The sequence below is a fragment of the Paraburkholderia strydomiana genome (assembly GCF_046030495.1).
In the GTDB taxonomy this organism is placed as follows: Bacteria; Pseudomonadota; Gammaproteobacteria; order Burkholderiales; family Burkholderiaceae; genus Paraburkholderia; species Paraburkholderia strydomiana_A.
The window spans coordinates 73,756-94,339 of sequence record NZ_JAQQCJ010000020.1; the positions used below are offsets into that span (position 1 = coordinate 73,756).

Annotated in this window: 17 protein-coding genes; 8 read left to right on the plus strand and 9 right to left on the minus strand. The window is 62.6% G+C overall.

What is annotated here, in order from left to right; translation table 11 throughout:
* Window positions 1-36: 36 nt before the first annotated feature.
* The 3 genes from PQQ53_RS24480 to PQQ53_RS24490 all read right to left on the minus strand — a co-directional run bounded on the left by PQQ53_RS24480 (window position 37) and on the right by PQQ53_RS24490 (window position 2,718).
* Window positions 37-981, minus strand: a complete 945-nt coding sequence (locus PQQ53_RS24480; protein ID WP_408326794.1) for an anti-sigma factor — start codon at window positions 979-981, stop codon at window positions 37-39.
* The gene (locus PQQ53_RS24485; protein ID WP_408145427.1) at window positions 981-1,526 is read right to left on the minus strand and encodes an RNA polymerase sigma factor; all 546 of its coding nucleotides are present in this window, start codon (window positions 1,524-1,526) and stop codon (window positions 981-983) included. Before PQQ53_RS24485 ends, PQQ53_RS24480 begins: the two co-directional genes overlap by 1 nt.
* A 190-nt stretch (window positions 1,527-1,716) precedes the next feature.
* Complete coding sequence (locus PQQ53_RS24490; RefSeq protein WP_408326796.1) at window positions 1,717-2,718, minus strand: catalase family peroxidase; 1,002 nt, start codon at window positions 2,716-2,718, stop codon at window positions 1,717-1,719.
* A gap of 349 nt (window positions 2,719-3,067) precedes the next feature.
* Between PQQ53_RS24490 and PQQ53_RS24495 the strand changes: the two genes are divergently transcribed.
* A complete protein-coding gene (locus tag PQQ53_RS24495; protein ID WP_408145431.1) occupies window positions 3,068-3,964 on the plus strand; it encodes a hypothetical protein in 897 nt (298 codons plus the stop codon).
* 58 nt (window positions 3,965-4,022) lie between these two features.
* Here the strand turns inward: PQQ53_RS24495 and PQQ53_RS24500 are convergent, their stop codons facing one another.
* A complete protein-coding gene (locus PQQ53_RS24500) occupies window positions 4,023-5,444 on the minus strand; it encodes an aldehyde dehydrogenase family protein (protein WP_408326799.1) in 1,422 nt (473 codons plus the stop codon).
* 99 nt (window positions 5,445-5,543) lie between these two features.
* Here PQQ53_RS24500 and PQQ53_RS24505 point away from each other — a divergent pair, with 99 nt between their 5' ends.
* Window positions 5,544-6,467 (plus strand): LysR family transcriptional regulator, encoded by a 924-nt coding sequence (locus tag PQQ53_RS24505; protein WP_408326802.1) that lies wholly within the window; start codon window positions 5,544-5,546, stop codon window positions 6,465-6,467.
* A 137-nt stretch (window positions 6,468-6,604) separates the two neighbouring features.
* On the opposite strand, the gene PQQ53_RS24510 is transcribed toward PQQ53_RS24505, so the two are convergent.
* From PQQ53_RS24510 to PQQ53_RS24530, 5 genes are all read right to left on the minus strand, one after another.
* On the minus strand, window positions 6,605-7,606 hold the full coding sequence (locus PQQ53_RS24510) for a transketolase family protein (RefSeq protein ID WP_408326806.1): 1,002 nt from the start codon (window positions 7,604-7,606) through the stop codon (window positions 6,605-6,607).
* Complete coding sequence (locus PQQ53_RS24515) at window positions 7,603-8,439, minus strand: transketolase (protein ID WP_408326809.1); 837 nt, start codon at window positions 8,437-8,439, stop codon at window positions 7,603-7,605. The genes PQQ53_RS24510 and PQQ53_RS24515 overlap by 4 nt, the downstream gene beginning before the upstream one ends.
* A gap of 33 nt (window positions 8,440-8,472) precedes the next feature.
* Window positions 8,473-9,801, minus strand: a complete 1,329-nt coding sequence (locus PQQ53_RS24520; RefSeq protein WP_408326812.1) for an MFS transporter — start codon at window positions 9,799-9,801, stop codon at window positions 8,473-8,475.
* A gap of 101 nt (window positions 9,802-9,902) precedes the next feature.
* The gene (locus PQQ53_RS24525) at window positions 9,903-10,652 is read right to left on the minus strand and encodes an SDR family NAD(P)-dependent oxidoreductase (RefSeq protein ID WP_408326816.1); all 750 of its coding nucleotides are present in this window, start codon (window positions 10,650-10,652) and stop codon (window positions 9,903-9,905) included.
* 213 nt (window positions 10,653-10,865) lie between these two features.
* Window positions 10,866-11,762, minus strand: a complete 897-nt coding sequence (locus PQQ53_RS24530; protein WP_408326819.1) for a LysR substrate-binding domain-containing protein — start codon at window positions 11,760-11,762, stop codon at window positions 10,866-10,868.
* Window positions 11,763-12,159: 397 nt separating this feature from the next.
* Between PQQ53_RS24530 and PQQ53_RS24535 the strand changes: the two genes are divergently transcribed.
* From PQQ53_RS24535 to PQQ53_RS24560, 6 genes are all read left to right on the plus strand, one after another.
* Complete coding sequence (locus PQQ53_RS24535; RefSeq protein WP_408326821.1) at window positions 12,160-13,716, plus strand: ATP-binding cassette domain-containing protein; 1,557 nt, start codon at window positions 12,160-12,162, stop codon at window positions 13,714-13,716.
* Window positions 13,717-13,756: 40 nt separating this feature from the next.
* Window positions 13,757-14,752 (plus strand): ABC transporter permease, encoded by a 996-nt coding sequence (locus PQQ53_RS24540; protein ID WP_408326824.1) that lies wholly within the window; start codon window positions 13,757-13,759, stop codon window positions 14,750-14,752.
* 34 nt (window positions 14,753-14,786) lie between these two features.
* Window positions 14,787-15,812 (plus strand): substrate-binding domain-containing protein, encoded by a 1,026-nt coding sequence (locus PQQ53_RS24545; RefSeq protein WP_408326826.1) that lies wholly within the window; start codon window positions 14,787-14,789, stop codon window positions 15,810-15,812.
* 78 nt (window positions 15,813-15,890) lie between these two features.
* Window positions 15,891-16,778: an amidohydrolase family protein gene (locus PQQ53_RS24550; RefSeq protein ID WP_408326877.1), complete on the plus strand. Its 888-nt coding sequence runs from the start codon at window positions 15,891-15,893 to the stop codon at window positions 16,776-16,778.
* Between the two features lie 393 nt (window positions 16,779-17,171).
* On the plus strand, window positions 17,172-18,317 hold the full coding sequence (locus tag PQQ53_RS24555; protein ID WP_408145437.1) for a branched-chain amino acid ABC transporter substrate-binding protein: 1,146 nt from the start codon (window positions 17,172-17,174) through the stop codon (window positions 18,315-18,317).
* Between the two features lie 536 nt (window positions 18,318-18,853).
* Window positions 18,854-20,539, plus strand: a complete 1,686-nt coding sequence (locus PQQ53_RS24560) for an alkaline phosphatase family protein (RefSeq protein ID WP_408326829.1) — start codon at window positions 18,854-18,856, stop codon at window positions 20,537-20,539.
* Window positions 20,540-20,584 lie beyond the last annotated feature (45 nt).

Below are 20,584 nucleotides of genomic sequence, written 5' to 3' on the forward strand. Positions count from 1 at the left end.
CAGCGCTTCTTTTTTATTCCATCGATGGCAAACGCATCAGGTGATGGGCTGCAACACCGCGCTGCTCTGGCTGAACATCGCGCCCACACCGCTTCCGGTAATCTGTTTGCCGATCGCATGCAGGTCCGCCGCGCCCGGTTCGGCGATCAGCGCATAGCTGAGCTCGGCCTGCCGCCAGGTCACGACATCCATCCGGTCGACGCGCTGTTGGGCGAGGCCGGCGTCGGGTTTGGCGTCCTTCATCACGCACAGTGCGACCGGCGGCCCTTCTTTCGGCAAATAGACGATCTGGACCAGCGGCTTGTCGTTAAAGCGCAGACGCTGCACGCGCTTGAACGTGAGTCCCATTGTGCTCAGATCGGGCACACGCAGTTCGAGTCCGTCCTGAGTGCGGATGTCCGCGACGATGCGCGCCGATACATCGGCGGCGGGCGCGCCTAGCGCGACGGTGTCGCGCGAATACAGCTGCTGATAGCCGGCGGCGGCGCGCACCCATGCGGACACGCCGCTGGCCGCGACCTGCTGCGCACCGGCAGGCCCGGCCGTGCCCGGCATCGCGCTTGGTGCGACACGCAATACGATGCCCGTGCAAAATGCGCCGGCGACGAAAGCAACCGCGAGCCAGGGCGCGGCGACACGCATTCTGGAGCGCACCGGTGCGGAACGCGATGCGGATGTTTCCGCCAGGGCGGCAATGGGATCGTTGGCGCCGGCCGCGGTGGCGGCGGCATGTATAGCGACGCCTTCCGGCGCCGAATAGGCTCGCGTGAGTTCGGCGATTTTCTGTGTGAGGCTGTCGGGAACCGGCGGCAGTTTCTGGCGCGCGTACGCCTGCTGATAAGGCAGCCTGGACGCTTCGAGCAGCTCGACGCGCTCGGCGATATCAGCCGATGCCTCGATTGCTTTCTCGACTTCCAGCCGCTCGCCCGGCGTCAGTTCGCCATCGACATATGCCAAGAGCAGGATGTCGTCTATTTTCATCACCCCGGGTCCTTAATATTCGATGCAGCTCTTTGACGCTTTTCGTTCTGACCGCCGAACAGTGCGCCGATGGCCTGGCGCGCCCGCGAAAGCCGGCTCATGATCGTACCGATCGGCACGTCCAGTGCTTCGGCCGCTTCGTTGTAGCTGAGCCCTTCTACGCCTACGAGAAGCATAACGACTCGCTGCGCCTCAGGCAACCGCTGCACGGCGCTGATGATCTGGCCGTCCATCGCGTGCTGCTCCGGTGTGCGCCCATTGGGGTCCGGCACGGTCTCGAGAAAGTCGTCGTCCCAATCCATGCCCGAGCGGCTGCGAACGTTGCGCGCGCGTAATTCGTTGATCCACGTCGACTGAACGATCGAGAACATCCAGCTCAGCGGCGCGGTGCCGGGCTGCAATTGATGCGCGCGTTCCAGCGCGCGCACGCAGGCGCGCTGAACGAGATCTTCCGCGTCGTGCCGGTCGCCCGAAATGCGCAGAGCGAATGCCCAAAGTCGCGGCAGCATGCCTGGAAGCATGCTGGCTAATTCTGCTCCAGTCATCGACATTCGTTCCTTGATGAGTCGCGTAGCTGGTCGGTGATGTCTCGAGACGGATGACAGCGTGCGTGTCGCAACGTGTCGGCGCGGCCCGAAAAGCAGCCAGTTTATCCGCGATCGCGGGTTTCTGCCTGGCACCTCCGCGCCTGTCCCGGCGCTGCCGTGCGGACTGCGTCGCGCGGCAGCGAGCGCGTCAATTGCGCGCCGCGCTAAAGCGCGCTTCTTCCTTCGTACGACGCGCGAACGACACGGCATACGCGGACGACCGCGCGGCTAGCAGAGGATCGTTCGACGCTTCGATGCCTTGCGGCAATATTAGCGGGTCGAAATTGATGTCGCGGCACGGGCCGTCGATTTGCGACTGCGCGCGATCGATCACGAGCGTTCCCGCGTCGATGCTGTCGCGATCGCGTTGCGCGGGCCATTGCCGGGTAGCGTCGTCGACAGGATCGCCCGGCTTCGCTACGGAGATCATCAAACGCCAGCGCAACGGACCTTGTTCCAGCCGCTTGACGAGGCCGTGCGCGAGGAAGTCCGGATCGCCTTCGGCGTCTTCGCCGAGCTGCTGATAAGGCGTTTCGGGCACCACGCGCCAGCGAACATACTGGGCGCGGCGCTCGTGATCGACGAAGCGAAACGCGTCGACACTGAAGTAGGCGGCATTGAAAAATGCCGACGACGGCGGATGCGCGGCGACCCATGCGTCGAATGCCTGCGCCTCGGGGTGTTTGTGCAAAAAGGCCGCCATGTGCGCTGGATTCTGGTGGCCTGTCGCGTCGAGCGCACGCGCGGAGAGTTGTTCGAACACCGCTTGTGGTGTTCCGACCGCGAAGATGGGCGCCGAATTCATGCCGGTGCGCCACTGTTCGTCGCCGGGCAAGCTGAATAGCAACGCGAAGCTGCGCACGCTGGATTCCGCGTCGGCTTGTGAGGGATTGCTGCCCGGCGCAGAGAATCGCCCGATAACGGGGTATGTACCGGCTTCGAATACGCTGGCTGTGGAAAGCGCCGCGCCGTTGCCATTGCTGTCGAAATGGCCGGTTACGCAAATGCCCTTCGCGTGATTGCGACGGAATCCCGGATGCGGACGCGTCGTCGCTTCGAAGGCGTCGACGATCCATTGCGCGCGAGGTTGAGCGCCATAGGTGGTGCGCGGAAACCAGCCGGCCACATAGGCGAAGACACCGCCCAGCACGCCGACTGCGACGACGATGAGCGCATAGCCAAACCACGGTTTCGTTCGTCGTGACGCGGCGTCTCGATGCGCATGGCTGTCTGTCGCTAATGGTCGTTGCGGAGCGTCTGACACGGTGAGCAGTATTGAGTAATTCGGCAGAAATTATAGTCACTTTGATGTTTTCGTGACGGCGCGTACTTTCGCGTGTGCGGTGCCGGTCGTGAGTGGCGTGGTCCGCGCGTCCACTTGCCGGGAGAAAAGGAATAAGACTGCGTGACCAGGTGTTGTACGTGAGCAGATCCGCCAGATAGCGCCCTAAGCGGCGCAATGCGGCCGGACGTTCTCAACCTCCAGAAATACTAAGCGAATGAATAAATCGTGGATTGTGTCTTCTGAAAAGCTCAGTACGAAAACACTGGGTGAACAGTGCGCCAGTTGCACGCATTGCGCATTTGCCGGCAGTGACTTAACGGACGCGACACCCGGCGGTTTCGCCCTCGTGAATGGCGCGCTCACCGCCGGCGACTGGAAAAAGGCCATGCTCAGGCGAGATGGCGTGGTCGCTGACAGTGAGCCGCTGCAGCGCCGGAACGTGAACGACTTCATTCGTCACGTGCCGGTTGGCGTATTGACGAAGGGCACGCGGCTTCTCCATGTCACACGTGAAGCCGATTGGGTGACCCGGCAGATGGTCGGCGGCCACGTCGAGGACGACTACAGCTTCTTCACCCTGGAGAACAAAGGCAGGGCCGGCACGCACGGCAACGATTTTCGCCGCGTTGTGCAACTGACGTTGATGCAGGACGTTCACTGCTTTTTCGCCGGAAGCTATGCGTTCAAATACTGGAGACCGGTGCAGGAAAGGCTCAGGAGCGGCAAAACACAAACCGTGATCGACGACGGGGCGCCGCACGTAGGCGGAGATCTGAAGCACATGATCCTGAATTCGTGGCCGGCGAAATACCGGCCGGCCGCGTGGGCCAGCTGCTCGGAGTGCGAGCTCGCGTTTCACAATTCGGTGATTCCGAAGATCATGCGGGTGGCGTCGATCGGTGTGCTCGGCGACGAGCGCACCGCGGCGCGTCCTCATGTGCCGCTCCACGAGATCGCCGTGATAGGCGCCGAGGGCGACAAACACAAGGGAATCGCGGCTCCGTGGTGGATGAATCCGCACTTTCATAACCGCAAGAAAATTGCGCAAGCCGAAGAGCGGTGGAGGCGGCGAAATATAGCGATTGACGAGGCGGAGTCTCTGTTCAAATAACGCGCGGCTTGACGCTTCGCCGTAGTGCCGGGGCGCTCTCGCCCGGCACTACGGCCGATCACAGCACACCCAATACCGACTTGGGTTCGAGAAACGCCTCCAGCCCGAACGTGCCGTACTCGCGTCCGATACCGGATTGCTTGAAGCCGCCGAACGGCGCCGCGGGCTCATGCGCAAGCGTGTTGACAAGCACGCGTCCCGCTTCGATCCGCGAGGCGACAGCGTGCGCGAGTTTATTGTCGCGTGACAGAACATACGCTTGCAAGCCGTACGGCGTGTCGTTGGCGATCCTGATCGATTCTTCGGTGTCGTGATACGCGATGATCGACAGCACCGGGCCGAAAATTTCTTCGCGCGCGATGGTCATCTCGTTCGTGACGCCGCTGAAAATGGTCGGACGGACGAACCAGCCCGTGTCGATGCCCTCCGGGCGCCCCTCGCCGCCGGCGATCAGGCGCGCGCCCTCGTCGATGCCGATGCGGATATAACGCTGCACACGGTCCCATTGCTTGCGGCTGACCATGGGGCCGACGGTCGTTTGCGGGTCGCGCGGATCGCCCGCCTTGACCTGTTCGAGTTCCCGCTGCACCCGCGCTTCGAACTCCGCCAGCCGCGCGCGCGGCACGAGGACCCGCGTTCCCGCGATGCAGGCTTGCCCGCTGTTCATGAAGCCGGCTTGCAGCGCGAGCGGCACGGCCTGATCGAAGTCCGCGTCGTCGAGCACGATCACCGGCGACTTGCCGCCGAGTTCGAGCGTCACGCGTTTGAGCGTTTCGGCACCGGTGCGCAGGATCGTTTTGCCGACGGCCGTGGAGCCGGTAAACGACAGCTTGGCGACGTCCGGATGCGCGCTGATTTCCGCGCCGACCGTTTCGCCCCGGCCGGTGACGATGTTGAAGACGCCCGGCGGCAAGCCGGCATCGTGCAGCGCTTCGGTGACGATGCGCGTCTGCATCGCGCTCATCTCGCTCGGCTTGACGACTGCGGTGCAACCGGCTGCGAGCGCCGCCGAGAGCTTGCCGCAGATGAACCCCGCGTCGCTGTTCCACGGCGTAATCAAACCGGCCACGCCGAGCGGCTGCATGGTCACTTCGGCCATGCCCGCGCGGCGTGTGAACGGATAGTCCTGCAGGATTTGCGCCGTGGCGAGCAGCACGTCGCTCGCGTGGCGCGCCATCCATCGTCCGCGTGACACGGGCGCACCGTATTCGACGGTGATCGCTTCGTACAACGCGTCTTCGCGGGCGAGCACGGCGGCGTGCATGCGCATCAGAATCTCGATGCGTTCGCGCTTGCCGGTCTGTGAAAACGCGGGAAACGCGCTCTTGGCGGCGGCGATTGCGGCGCGCGCATCGTGCGCGTCGGCGAGACGCACGCGGCCGATCACCTGTTCGGTCGCGGGATTGAACAGGTCGAACATTTCGTCGCCATGCGGCGAGACGAACCTGCCGTCGATATAAATCGTGTCGATGATCTGCATTGCGTTTCTCCGGAATCGGGTTTAACGCACAAGATAGCGGCATCCTATTGTGCCGACTAGCCGTACAATTGCGCACGTCGTATTGAACGATTGGGGATAATGAAAACATCGGGTCTGGGTGAGCTGGAAGCGGTCCTCGCGGTGTCGCGCCGTCGAAGCTTTCGGGCGGCGGCAATCGAACTGGGCGTGTCGACGTCCGCGCTCAGTCATGCGGTGGCCGCGCTCGAAGCGCGGATCGGCGTGCGGCTATTCAATCGCACTACACGCAGCGTGTCCTTGTCCGAGCCCGGCGAGCAGTTCGTCGCGAGCGTCGCGCCCGCGCTCTCGACGATCCGCGACGCACTCGAACAGGCCGGAAGCTATCGCGACACGCCGTCGGGGACGTTGCGCATCAACACGTCAACGGGCGCCGCGAACCAGGTGATGCCGCTCTTTATCGCGTTCCTGCAACGGTATCCGGAGATGAAGCTCGACCTCGTCACCGAAGGGCGTCTGATCGATATCGTCGTCGGCGGATTCGATGCGGGCATCCGGCTGGCGAACACTGTGCCGCAAGACATGATCGCGGTGCCGCTCGGCGAGGTGCAGCGTTTTGCCGTGGTCGGCAGTCCGGCGTATTTCGCGCAAAACAAACGGCCGCGCACGCCCGCTGAGTTGAATGCGCACCGCTGTATCCGCACGCGCATGCCGAGCGGTGCGATCTATCAATGGGAATTCGAACGGCACGGCGAGATCGTGCGGTTCGACGGCAAGGGAGCGCTGACGCTCGATGGACCTGGCCTGATGTTGGCCGCCGCGCGTGCCGGATTGGGGCTCACTTACCTGACCGAATGGAATGTGGCGGCGGACCTGCTAGCCGGCACGCTGGTGCGCGTGCTGGAAGACTGGACGCCGCCGCTGGAGCGGCTCTGTCTGTACTATCCGGGGCGTCGGCACGTGCCGGCCGGCTTGCGTGCGCTGATCGATATGATCCGCGAAGATGCGGATGCGCGACGCGAACAGAAGCGAAAGCGGCGCAGATAGTGCTCACCAGTGACGTGGCCTGAATGTGGCGGTTTCTCTTGCAAAACGCGCAAGCGCTAGCGCAACGGTTCAGTCCGCGCAGTTGCGGGCGCCCACGTGCGGCGCCCGCATGCCCGCGATTCACCCGGCGCAGTCACTCAAGTCAGCCAGCCCTTGATCGTCTCCGACATCGTGGGGGTCGAAATGCCATACCGGTCGTGCAGTGTCGGAAGCGCCCCGGCGTCGAGAAACGCGTCGGGAAGCCCCACCTGCCTGAAGCGGCACGCCACGCCCTCGCGCATCAGCTCCGCTGCGACCGCTTCGCCCAATCCGCCGATCACCGTATGGTTCTCCGCCACCACCACGAGCCGGCCCGAGCGCTTCGCTTCGCGCACGATCGTCTGCGTGTCGAGTGGCTTGATCGTCGGCACGTGCAGCACGGCTACGCCGATGCGGTCCTTTTCCAATGTTTTCGCCACTTCGAGCGCGCGCATTGTCATGATGCCCGACGAAATGACCAGTACTTCTGCGCCGTCGCGCAGCAGCTTCGCCTTGCCGAGTTCGAATTGATAGTCGTATTCGTCGAGTACCGCCGGCACGTTGCCGCGCAGAAGGCGGGCATAGACCGGACCTTTGTGTGCGGCGATAGCGGGCACCATCTGCTCGATATCGAGCGCGTCGCAAGGATCGATTACGGTCATGTTCGGCATCGCACGCATCAGTGCGAGATCTTCGGCGGCCTGGTGGCTGGGACCGTAGCCGGTCGTCAGGCCCGGTAACGCGCAGACGATCTTCACGTCGAGGTTGTCTTCGGCGATCGTCTGATGCATGAAGTCGTACGCGCGGCGCGTCGCGAACACGGCATACGTCGTGACGAACGGCTGCGCGCCTTCGTGCGCGAATCCCGAGGCCGCGCCCATCAGCAATTGCTCGGCCATCCCCATCTGGTAGAAGCGTTCGGGGAACGCCTTCGCGAATATGTGCAGATCCGTATATTTGCTGAGGTCGGCGCTCATGCCGATCACGTTCTGCTTCTGCCGCGCGAGTTCGGTCAGCGCGTGACCGAAAGGCGCGGAACGTGTGACCTGTCCTTCGCTCGCGATCGATGCGATCATTGCCGAGGTCTTCAGGCGCGGTTTCCTCATGGTCGTATTGCTCATGCTTGTCTCCCGGCTTCGAGTGCTTGCAGCGCCAGTTGCCACTCATGGGCATCGACGCGGATAAAGTGATTTTTCTCGCGCTGTTCGAGGAACGGCACACCGCGACCCATGCGTGTGTCGGCGACGATCATGCGCGGTTGTGCGCCCGGATGCTGGCGGGCCGCATCGAATGCCGCGGCTACCGCGGCGATGTCGTTGCCGTCCACGCGTTGCGTGAACCAGCCGAACGCCTCCAGCTTCTCGACGAGCGGCTCGAACGCCATGATTTGCGTCGACGGGCCGTCGGCCTGCTGATTGTTCACATCGACGATCGCGATCAGGTTGTCGAGTTTCCAGTGGCTCGCGGACATGAGGCCTTCCCAGATCGCGCCTTCGTCGAGTTCACCGTCGGAGAACAGCGTGTACACGAAGGACTTCGAACCTTTGCGCTTCAGACCGAGGCAGCGGCCGACCGCGATCGTCAAGCCCTGACCGAGCGAGCCGCCCGACATCTCCATGCCGGGCGTGTAACTCGCCATGCCGGACATCGGCAGACGGCTGTCGTCGCTGCCGTAGGTTTCGAGTTCTTCGGCCGGCAGAATGCCGGCTTCGAACAGCGCCGCGTACAGTGCAATCGCGTAGTGTCCGTTGGAGAGCAGGAAGCGGTCGCGCTCCTCCCATTCCGGATCTTCCGGGCGATAGTTCATCGCGCCGAAGTAGGCGACGGCGAGCACGTCCGCGATGTCGAGCGCTTGCCCGATATAGCCCTGGCCCTGGACCTCGCCCATCAGCAGGGCGTTCTTGCGGATTCGGTATGCGTGATCGGCGAGTGTCGCCGTGGATGGATGGTTCATGTCGTCTCCTATGATCGGAAGTAAAAGAGGGGTTCAGCGGTTGACCGACTTCGCCGGCACCAGAAAGACGAGTGAGGCACCGAGCGTGACGGCCAGCGAGATGAAGACCAGTCCAGCGGTCGATTTGCCGGTCAGATCGTTCAGCCAGCCGACGATCGCCGGGGAAAAGAAGCCGGCGAGATTGGCGACGCAATTCACCGCCGCGATGCCGGCCGCGGCGGACATGCCGCCGAGCAGCGCGGTCGGCAGCGACCAGAACTGCGAGGAGGACGCGAGGATGCCGGCGGCGGCGACGCTCAGACAGATGATCGAGGCCGGCACGCTGCCGAGCGTGGGCAGCACGATGAAACCCGCCGCCGCGATCAGCATCGGAATCGCCAGATGCAGCCGGCGCTCGCGGCGACGGTCCGCGCTCATGCCAATCAACGGCAGCGCGATGATCGCGCATAGATAGGGAATCGCGGTGAACACGCCGATCCACAGCGGGTCGGCGACGCCCGACTTGCGAATGATGGTCGGCAGCCAGAACGTCAGACCATACTGGCCGAGCACGACGCAAAAATAGATCGCGGCCATCAGCCACAAGCGGCGGTCGCCGATGAACGACTTGATCGAGACGTGCGCGATCTTGTGCGCGTTGTCGTTGGCGACGTTACGGGCGAGCAGATTCTTTTCGGATTCTGTCAGCCACTTCGCTTTGGCAATGCCGTCGTCGAGGTAGAGCAGAATCGCGATACCGAGCACGAGCGACGGCAGCGCTTCGAGCATGAACAGCCACTTCCAGCCCGCCAGATCCATCGTGCGGTGCAGCGAGTGCATGATCCAGCCGGAAAGCGGTCCCCCGACCATGCCGGCCAGCGGAATCGCCATGAAGAAGAGCGACAGTGCCTTGGCGCGGCGCGCAGCCGGAAACCAGTACGTCAGGTAGAGAATCACGCCGGGCGCAAAGCCCGCTTCCGCGACGCCGAGCAGAAAGCGCAGCACGTAAAAGGCGGTTGGCGATTTCACGAAAACGAAGCTCGCGGAAATCACGGCCCAGGTCAACATGATGCGCGCGAGCCATCGGCGCGCGCCAACGCGATGAAGAATCAGGTTGCTTGGCACCTCGAAGAGAAAGTAGCCGAGAAAGAAAATGCCCGCGCCCATGCCGTAGACGGTTTCACTAAAGCGCAGGTCGCTGAGCATCTGCAGTTTCGCGAAGCCGACGTTGACGCGGTCCAGATACGCGCCGAGATAGCACAGCATCAGGAACGGGATCAGTCGACGGCTGACTTTCGCGTAGGTTCTCGACTCGAAGCCGGCCGGGTTCGCGGAGGGCGCCAGATCGGCGGGAATGGGTAAAGCGTTGGACTTCGACTTCATGTTTGTCTCCTTCCATGCCCCGGGTTGTCCCGGGTGCGCCTTGCACGCGGCCACGGCTGACGCGTGGCTGTGTGCCAGTCAATGAGGTCAATGAACGAGGCTCAATGAATGAGCATGCCGCCATTCACGTCGAGCGTAATGCCCGTGAGATAGGTCGACAGGTCACTGACGAGGAACAGGCACGCGTTCGCGACATCGCTTGCCTCGCCGAGCCTGCCGAGCGGAATGCCTTTGATGATGTCCACGCGCATGTCAGCAGTGAGCTTGTCGCCGGTGATGTCGGTCTGGATCAGGCCGGGTGTGATCGAGTTCACACGAATGCTGTCGGCGCCGAACTCGCGCGCCATCGCCCGCGAGAGGCCGAGGACGCCGGCTTTTGCCGCGCTGTAGTGGGGGCCGCCGAAAATGCCGCCGCCACGCTGTGCCGATACCGACGACATGCAGACGATGCTGCCGCTCTTGCGCTCTTTCATGGCGGGCAGCACCGCTTGCGACATATAGAGCGTACCGCGCAGATTGACGTCGACGATCGCGTCGAAGCCCTCGGCGGTGATGTCCAGCGTGCGTACCGGTTGCGTGATGCCCGCGTTGTTGATCAGGCCGTCGATGCGGCCGTAGCGCTCGAGCGTCGCCCTGGCGGCCGACTCGCACGCGGCTTTGTCGGTGACGTCGCAGGCGAGACCCAGATGCGCGTCGCCGAGATCGGCGGCGGCGCGCTTCGCGTCTTCTTCGCGCAGATCGAGGATCACGATGCGCGCGCCCTGTGCGGCCAGCGCTTTGGCGGTTGCCTTTCCGATGCCTCGTGGCGAAGCGGCGCCGGTGACGATGACGACCTTGTTCTCGAGCAGCATTGTTGTCTCCTGAGTGTTGATGTGATGGCGCAAGTGTCCACTGCGCGTGCGGTCGCATCAACGACGTACGGCTCAACTATGTTTGAGAAATTTTCAGGTGACGTGCTGCACGATGCTTACCGCTTGCATGGTGCGACGCCGCATTGGCGTGCGCCGCACGCATGCCCGGCGACGTGCTGGAAAACCCTGGCGAAGATCCCGCTCGCGCGACGCTCAAGTCTTGCGAGCCATCCCACCTACCTCGCGCTCGATCCACGCAATGAAGCGTGCAACCCTCGGAAGCTCGGCATTCTGCGGCGGATACACGAGATGGTGCGCGCCGACCTCGACCGCGTGCGAGTCGTCGAAGACCGGTACGAGCACACCTTCCTTTATTCGCACCGAAGCGAGCATCGCGCTTTCGAGCGCGATGCCGAGACCGAGCGCGGCCGTCTCCAGCGACATGTACGAACGGTCGAACGAAAAGTCGAAGGTCTTGTGAGCGGCGGACACACCGGTGCGGCCGAACCACTGCTTCCATTGCACGAGCGGCGTTTCCGAGTAAATCAGCCGATGCCGCAGCAGGTCTTCGGGCGTTGTTACCGGATGGTTTTCCAGATATTTCGGGGAGGCGAGCGGCGTGATGAATTCGCCGCGCAGCGTCCTCACTTCCAGGTCGCGCCAGTTCGCATAACCGTGACGCAGGTCGACGTCGTAATAGCCGCTAGTAAACGAGACGTCTTCATACGAGCACGCGAGGTTCAACTGGATATCGTCATTGGCTTCCTGAAACGACGCGAGCCGTGGCAGCAGCCACATAAGCCCGAAGCTCGGGCTTGAATGCACGCGCAGGATATCGACGTCGGCGCGGCTCGACGCTCGCTCGGTGGCGCGGCTCAAATCGGCCAACGACCCTGTTACGTCGGACAGATAACGCTCGCCGGTCGGCGTGAGCACGAGGCCGCGGCCTGAGCGGTAAAAGAGCGGCTGGCCGATGACCGACTCGAGATTGCTGATCTGATGGCTGACTGCCGAGGCGGTCAATCCGAGTTCCTCGGACGCCCGGTTGACGCTCTTCGTTCTGGCCACGCTCTCGAAAGCGATGATGGCCTTCACCGGTGGAATGCGCATAGTGAAATTTTTTTCAACTGCAGTTGAATGAAACCGCCTTGTTCGCACGCCATTCGCGCTGCCATTCTGTCGACACGCCGTGCAATCCTGGGGGGCAGGAAATCCTCTCGATACCGATGCGGCAGTTTCAATGCCGCATTCACTCGGCCGACCACAAAACACAAGTTGCGCAGTGCAACAACTGCGCCGGAGACAGCAATGAATTATCCAACTTTCCGCTTGAGCGCGCGATCCGTCGATGCGCGAGCGCACGCTCCCCGTTCTGTTCTTCTCCGGTTTCTCGCGCGGACCTCGCTGGTCGCGTAGGCGAACTGCGCAGACAACATTCGTTGGCATCGCCAAACAAATGCGCGGTGCCGCATCGAAATCGTAGGGAAAGCGTCGAAGGAGACGGGACATGACAGAGCAGCGCCAACTGTTGACCGCGCGTTCGATCGTCAAGAGCTTTGGACCGACGAGCGTGTTGAAGGGCTTCGATCTGTCGATCGCGCCGGGTGAAGTGCACGCGTTTCTCGGTGGCAATGGCGCCGGCAAGTCGACGCTCATCAAGATCATCTCCGGCCAGTTCGAACGCGATGGCGGCACGCTCGAATTCGATGGGCAGGAGATCGGCGCATCGGTTGGCGGGCACGCTGCGGCCGGCACCATTGCGGTCGTCAATCAGGAACTCGCGCTACTGCCGCATCTGTCGGTCGCCGAGAACATTGCGATGCCGCGGCTGCGGCGCGGCACGGCCACATATAGCGAACGCGCCTCGATGAAGATCGCGATCGACGCGCTGTCGCTGATCGATCCGCAGTTCGCGCGTGAATCGTCGGGGCGGCTGGTCGGCGGCTTGACGCTGCACGAGCGGCAACTGGTCGAGATCGCCCGCGCGCTCGGCTCGGGCGCGAAGCTGTTGCTGCTCGACGAGCCGACCGCCAATCTGACCGCGGCGGAAACCATCCGGCTTTTCACGGTGATTCGCCGGTTGATCGCCGATACTGGCCTCGCGGTTCTGTTCGTCTCGCACCGGATGCGCGAGATTCGCCAGATCGCGGACGTCTGCACGATCATCCGCGACGGCAAAACAGCGGTCGACCGCGTCGCGCTCGATGCGATCACGGATCGCGAGATTGTCGAATGCATGGGACAGAGCGTGGTGGTCGACGAGGCGGCGGCGAGCGTCGCGCAGTCGGCGGAACTGGGACAGGCCGACAGCGGCGACGGCGAACGTACCACACGCGCCACACGCGCCACGCAGCCGCTCGTGCAGGGTGGCGCACTGCGTATCGAACGCGATGGCGTGGCGATTGAGGTGCCGGCGGGCGCGATCGTCGGCCTGGCGGGCGCGCCGGTCGGACCATCGTCGCTGATCGATGCGCTCACCGGCATCGCGCCCGCAGGCTCCTGGGCGATCACACGCGACGGCGTGCGCGTGAGCTACCCGCATCCGTCAGCGGGCGCGCGTGACGGCGTTGGCTTCGTATCGGGCGACCGCTCGAGCAAGGGCGTGCTCGCCACCTTGCCGATCGTCGACAACCTCGTGGCGGCGGCGCGTGTCGTCAAGCGGCGCAGTATCGTGAGGCGCGAGGAGGTCGAGCAGAGCGGCGCGCTGCTCGACGCGCTGAAGATTCGTGCGGGCTCGCTCTGGGATCTGCCCGCAACCTTGAGCGGTGGCACCCAGCAGAAGCTGCTGATCGCGCGATGGCTGCTGCTGCGGCCGAAGCTACTGGTGCTCGAAGAGCCGACGCGCGGCGTGGACATTCGCACCAAGCGCGAAATCTACGCGCTGATTCGCAAGATGGCGCAACAGGGCACGACGATCGTCTGGTGGTCGACCGAATACATCGAACTGGTCGAGTTGTGCGACACCGTGCTCGCATTCGATCTGGACGGCAAGCCGACCGAAGTCCTGCGTCATGCCGACGTCAACGAGACACAACTGGCCGCCGCCACCGGCATGGCGGCGTAGGCCACGTTTGCACAAGCACCGCATTCACCCGGAGACACTCATGAAAACAGCCATTCATACGATCGCGGACGGCCGCGCACCACGCGGCGGCGCGGGGCGCCGTCTGCTGTCGGCGTATCGCACCGAGATTGCGATCGCCATCGCGATCATCGTGATCGAACTCGCGGTCGGCATGATCGTGCCGGCGGCGCTGTCCGGCGGCAATATCTCGAACGTCACGCAGGCGGCCGCGCCGCTCGTGATCATGGCGTTCGGCGTGCTGCTCGTGATCATCACCGGTGGCATCGATCTGTCGGTCGGCTCGGTGTTCTCGTTGACCGGCATGGTCACCGGCCTCGCGATGGCGCACGGCTACGGAGCGGTCGCCAGCAGTCTTGCAGGATTGTCGGTCGGCGTCGTGATCGGCGCGCTCAACGGCGCGCTCGTCACTTTCGTCGGGCTCGCACCGTTTGTCGTCACGCTGAGCACGTATGCGATCGCGGGCAGTCTGTCGTTCATCGTCACGGATGGCCATTCGCTGCCGATCTCCAATCCCGACTACTGGATGCTCGATTCGGGCACGCTGATTCCAGGGATCCCGAATTATGTTCTGTGGTGCGTGCTGCTGCTCGTCGCCATCGAGTTTTGTCTGCGCAAGGTGGTCGCGGGACGCTGGCTGTATGCGATCGGCAGCAGCAGTACGTCGGCGCGCGTGATCGGCATTCCGGTCAATCGCGTGCGGCTCGGCGCGTATCTGCTGTCGGGACTGCTGGCTTCGTTCGCGAGCATCGTCAGCGTGTCGTACATCAGCAATGCGGAAGCCACTGCCGGATCGAGCTTGATGTTGCAGGCGATCGCGGCGGTGGTGATCGGCGGAGCGAGTCTGTTCGGCGGCACCGGCTCGGCGATCGGCGCACTGCTCGGCGCATTGATGATCACGATCATCCAGAACGGCGCGAACCTCATCGGCGTGAACAGTTTCTGGCAAGGAACCGTTACCGGCGTCGTCATTCTCATCGCGGTCCTCGTGGACCGCGTTACCAAAGCCCGGCCTTGAGCACGGGTCGCTAAAGCAGGCAGCCAGGAGACATATGATGGACAAGCACACGTCAAAATCAGCAAGCGGATTCACGGGCCGTTCGGCCGCACGGATTGCCGCGGCGTCAATAGTGGCGCTCGCCGCAGCGCTCGCGTCGCAGGCGCCATTCGCGGCGGACAGGCACACGGTCGCTTATATCGCGCCGTCGCTGGATATTTCGTACTGGCAGTGGGTCGCGTACGGCGTCAAGCAGCGGGCGCAGGAACTCGGCATGGACTACGTGGAGTTCACTTCCGAAAACTCGCCGGCCAAGCAGATGGACAACGTGCGCACGGCCATGACACGCGGGGTCGATGCGATCGTGATCGGGCCGGTCAGCTCGACCAGCACGCCACCGGTGTTGCGCCTGCTCAAGTCGAAGTCTGTGCCGGTCGCCTTCACCGGCATCGGGCCGCAGGCCGGACAGACCGACTACACGTCGGCGGTGACCGCGAACAATTACGACACCGGCAAGGCGCAAGGCACTTACGTGTGCAAGCTGGCGAAGGAGCGCGGCAGCAACAAGGTGGCGATGCTGTCGTTGCCGCAGGATCGCGAGAACGCGCAGAAGTACATGAAGGGTGCGAAGGAGTCGTTCCAGGCCGATGGCTGTGATCTTGTGCAGGTGCTGGAGACGCACGGCCTCACCGTCAACGAGGCGGTGCAGCAGGCCAACGACGTGCTGACCGCGCACCCCGACGTCAAGGCGATCTACGGCATGTACGACGAAGCGGCGACCGGCGCGGCCAAGGCATTGCAAACGCGCGGCATGGTTGGCAAGGTGGCGGTCGTGACGGCCGACGGTAGCCCCACGACGATCAAGCTGCTGCGCGACGGCGCGATCCAGGGCATCTTCCTGCAGGAGGCGGTGGGGCAGGGGATCGACGCGACGAGCCAGGTGTTCAATGCGCTGAACCACAAGCCGACCACGCAGGAGCTGGCGCTCAAGGAGCCGCTCGTGACGAAGGACACGATCGATCATCCGGATGCGCAGGCGACCGTCAAGCGGGTGTATCCGCCGTCCGCGGGCAAATACTGAAAGCGGCTGAGCGCGCGTCGGTCCAGCGTGACCGGTGCCGCGCGCCGGCTCATCTTATAAGGAGGCAATGTGGACAATCTGCCTATCATCGATCCGCATCATCATCTGTTCGATCTGGAGACCGGCAACTACCCGTGGCTGCAAGGACCGATGCTCGAGCGTGTGTTCGGCGATTACTCGGCGATTCGCAAGGACTATCTGATCGACGACTTTCTCGCGGACATCAGGAATCAGAATGTCGTCAAGACCGTTCATTTGCAAGTCGAGTACGACCATAACGATCCGGTGGCGGAAACGCGCTGGCTGCAAGGCGTCGCCGATGTGCATGGCTATCCGCATGGGATCGTCGGCTTCGCGGATCTGGCCGCGCCGAACGTGCAGGCCGTGATCGAAGAGCACTGCCAGTACCCGAATGTGCGCGGCATTCGCCAGTGTCTGAATTTCCATCGCGATCCGGTGAAGACGTTCATCGACAGCCCGCATCTGATGAGCGATCCGCAATGGCGGCGCGGCTATGCGTTGCTCAAACGTCATGACTTGTCATTCGACTTGCAGCTCTACTACACGCAGATGGAAGAGGCGCTCGCGCTCGCCCGCGATTTTCCCGACACGCCGATGGTGCTCAACCATACCGGCATGCCGGTCGACCGCGCGCCCGAAGAGATCGACGCGTGGAAGAGGAGCATGACGCTGCTGGCGTCGGCGGACAAGGTGTTCTGCAAGATCTCCGGGCTCGGCATGGGCGACTGGCACTGGACCGTGGACAGCATCCGCCCGTTCGTCCTGCATGCGATCGACGCGTTCGGCGTGAACCGCTGCATGTTCGCGAGCAACTTTCCGGTGGACAAGCTGTTCAGCACCTATGACGCGGTGTTCGACGCGTTCAAGGAGATCACGCGGGCGTTTTCGCCGGCGGAGCGCGCGGCGCTGTTTCATGACAACGCGCAGAGGGTGTATCGGCTGTGAGGTGAGCGCAATCGTTGTGTTGCGGCGGCTTTGTGCGAGGGTGTTTCGCTGACGGACCTTTTACCAGGGTTTTTCGGTAAACACCCTTTTTTCATGGGTATTCCTCGTTTATTCGCGTCAATTAAAAGAAGATTTATTGATCGGGATAAAGCGGCTCTAACAAATCTTGTCCGTTCGTCTGTCCGATGCGTGCTACTTTCCAAAGGGATTTACCGGACCTTCCTGCACGTGCGCATGCTTGCGAAACCTTTTACGATTGCCGGTTTTACGTTATTGTCCTGCACCTGAAATTCGACGACGCGGCCGCGTTCGCGCCAAAGTCGCCGGAATGGAACCAGCAGCCTTGACAGTCCCATAACCAATTGATCTGGAAAACAAAGAGGAGATTTTTGAATGTCGTTCAAGTTTCACAAACTGCTGCCGATCAGCGCCGCAGTCGTAGCATTCGCCGCAATGACCACCACGGCATCCGCCGATCAAACCGTCAAGATCGGTCACGTCGGTCCGCTGACGGGGGGCTCGGCTCACCTCGGCAAAGACAATGAAAACGGCGCGCGTCTCGCGATCGAGGAAATCAACGCGAAGGGCCTGACGATCAACGCTCAGAAGGTCACGCTGGTGCTCGACGCGCAGGACGACGCGGCCGACCCGCGCCAGGCTACGCAGGTTGCGCAAAAGCTGGTGGACGACAAAGTCGTCGCGGTGGTCGGCCACCTGAACTCGGGCGCATCGATTCCGGCATCGAAGATCTATAGCGATGCGGGCATCGTGCAGATCTCGCCGTCGTCGACGAATCCTGCGTACACGCAGCAGGGCTTCAAGACGACGTACCGCGTCGTTGCGACCGACGCGCAGCAAGGTCCGGCGCTCGCGAACTACGCGGCGAAAAGCCTGAACGTGAAGACCGTGGCGGTTGTCGATGATTCGACGGCATACGGTCAGGGTCTCGCGAACGAATTCGAGAAGACCGCCAAGGCGCTCGGCCTGAAGGTCATGTCGCACGACGCGACCAACGACAAGGCCGTCGACTTCCGCGCGATTCTCACGAAGATCAAGGGCGAGAATCCGGACGCAATCATGTACGGCGGCATGGACGCCACCGGCGGTCCGTTCGCGAAGCAGGCGCGGCAACTGGGCGTGCGCGCGAAGGTGCTGTCGGGCGACGGCGTCTGCACCGAAAGCCTCGCGCAGCTGGCCGGCGCGGCAGCCGGCAATGTCGTGTGCTCGCAGGCAGGCATGGCCGTCGAGCGCATGGACGGCGGCGCGCAATTCGCGGCGAAATACACGAAGCGCTTCGGCCATCCGATCGAATTCGACGCACCGTTCACGTACGACGCGGTGTATATCGTGGTCGACGCAATGAAGCGCGCGAACTCGACCGACCCGTCGAAGGTTCTTGCGAAGATCGCGGGCACCGACTATAAGGGCGTCACCGGTCAGACGACGTTCGATGCGAAGGGCGACCTGCAGCACGGCGTGATCTCGCTGTATGACTACAAGGACGGCAAGAAGACGCTGGTCGACGTGGTGAAGATGTAAGCGGTAAGAACGGATTGGGGCTTCGATGGGTAACACGCCATCGAAGCCCTTTTTGCTTCTCAATGTGTTTCTGAAGCGGCAACTGATATCCGGCTCGCAAGCTCTCTATACCTGATGCCGCCGCGCGCCGACGCCTGTTCGCGCACTCGCCCCAGCGGCCGTACCTTTCCCCCCCGAACTTCCACTCTCCCTCGGCGCTAACCGCGAGCCCATGCTTGCGCATGCGTGCGACCCGCCGCGTAATGCCCAGAAAGCGTGCAATCGCGCCCAGGTCGCCAAGGTGCGGGCGAAAGTGGTGGCGAACTAACCGGTTTGTTTGTTGATGCGAAGGCGGCCTGAAGGGCCGCCTTTTTTTGGAGCCATCAAACCTTAAGAGAACGTTAAGCAATACATATTGTTACGTATATCGAGGTCATTTTCGCAAATCATCAATGAGTTATGAAATCGAAAGCGTCGGTTCATCCGGCTGACTCAAATCCACTGCAAATTCACCCCGTCTTACCAAATATTTCTTCGCAACCAAAAAAGGACGGGACATGAAGACGATCAGGACATGGAAGCGCACACAAGGCGCCATTTGCGTTGGCGTTGCCTTGCTTGCGGGTCTGTACGCAGTAGGCGCCGTGGCGGGCGACGATCACGCACGTGACCATGAACACGAACATGAGCAAGCGTCAGTGAAGCATGTGCTGCTGATCAGCTTCGACGGATTGCATGAGCAGGATGTCGCGCGTTGCATCGGTTCGAATGCATGCCCGAACCTCGCGTTGCTGGCCAGGTCGGGGACGACCTATACCAACGCGTACACGCCCGGCCTCTCGGATTCATTCCCGGGCCTCGCGGCGCTCGTCACGGGTGGCTCGCCGAAATCCGCGGGCCTGTTTTACGACGTATCTTATGACCGCACGCTCTACGCGCCGTCCGACAACAATTGCACCGGCAAGCAGGGCTGGAATGTCGTATTCGACGAAACCACCGGCATCGATGGCGAGAACGGCGGCGCACTGACCCATCTCGACGGTGGTGGCGCGTTCAATCCGCAGGCCATTCCGCATGCTTTGGTCAATGGTGTCTGTACGCCCGTCTATCCGCATAACTATGTGAAGACCAACACGATCTTCGAAGTGGTCAAACACAACGTGAAAGGCGCTCGCACCGCCTGGGCGGACAAACATGCGTGGGGCTACGACTGGCTCAATGGGCCGTCTGGCGCAGGCGTCGACGATCTGTCGCGCACCGAGATCAATTCGATCGATCCGGCGACGGGGACGAACTACACGGACCTCTACCAGCACACGGAGCAGTTCGACAACTTCCACGTGCAGTCGTTGATCAATGAAATTGACGGCAAGGATTCGACAGGCCGATCGGGCGCCGACGTGCCCACGGTGTTTGGTGCCAACTTCCAGACCTTGAGCGTCGCCCAGAAGGCGACGGTCGCGACCGGTGGCGGCTATCTGGACGCCAGCTTCACGCCGGGTCCGCAGGTCGCCGGCGCGATTGCTTATCTGGACAATGCGCTGGGTCGCATCGTGTCCGAGCTCAAGCAGCGCAATCTTTATGCGTCGACGGCGATCATCGTTACGGCGAAGCATGGGCAGTCGCCGTCCGATCATTCGAAGTTGGTGAAGAACGGCGACACGCTCTCGAAACTGCTGGAAGCAAACAACTACCTGGATCCGAACGGCAACTTCGGACAGAACAGTACGAAGAGCGGCAACCTCAATGACGGCACGGGTCTCGTCGGTACGGGCCTGGTGCAAAGCGATGACGTCGGCCTGATCTGGTTGCGCGATCAAAGCCAAGTGCCCGCTGTCGTGAAGACCCTGAAAGACAACCTGAGCTGCAACGCACCTGGCATTTGCGCGGACGGCCCGCAGGCGTACATTCTGTACGGCCCGCAATTGACCAGCCGGTTCGGCGATCCGGCGCGCGGCCGCACGCCTGACATCGTCGTCCAGCCGAACCTGGGGGTCATCTATACATCGAGTACGGCCAAGGACGAAGAGCACGGCGGCAACGCGCCCGACGACAGCCATCTCGGTCTAGTGATCTACGTGCCTCATGCCCATCACGCCGGACAGACCAACGACGAGCGTGTACTGACCACGCAGGTTGCGCCGACTATCATGCGTATGCTCGATCTGAAACCCGAACTGCTGCAGTCGGTCGCTATTGAAGGCACGCGTGCGCTGCCGGAGTTCGATCGCGAACGCTTTTAGGCGAAGGGTTGTGCGCCGGGGCTTGCTCCGCCCGACGAGCGGCCC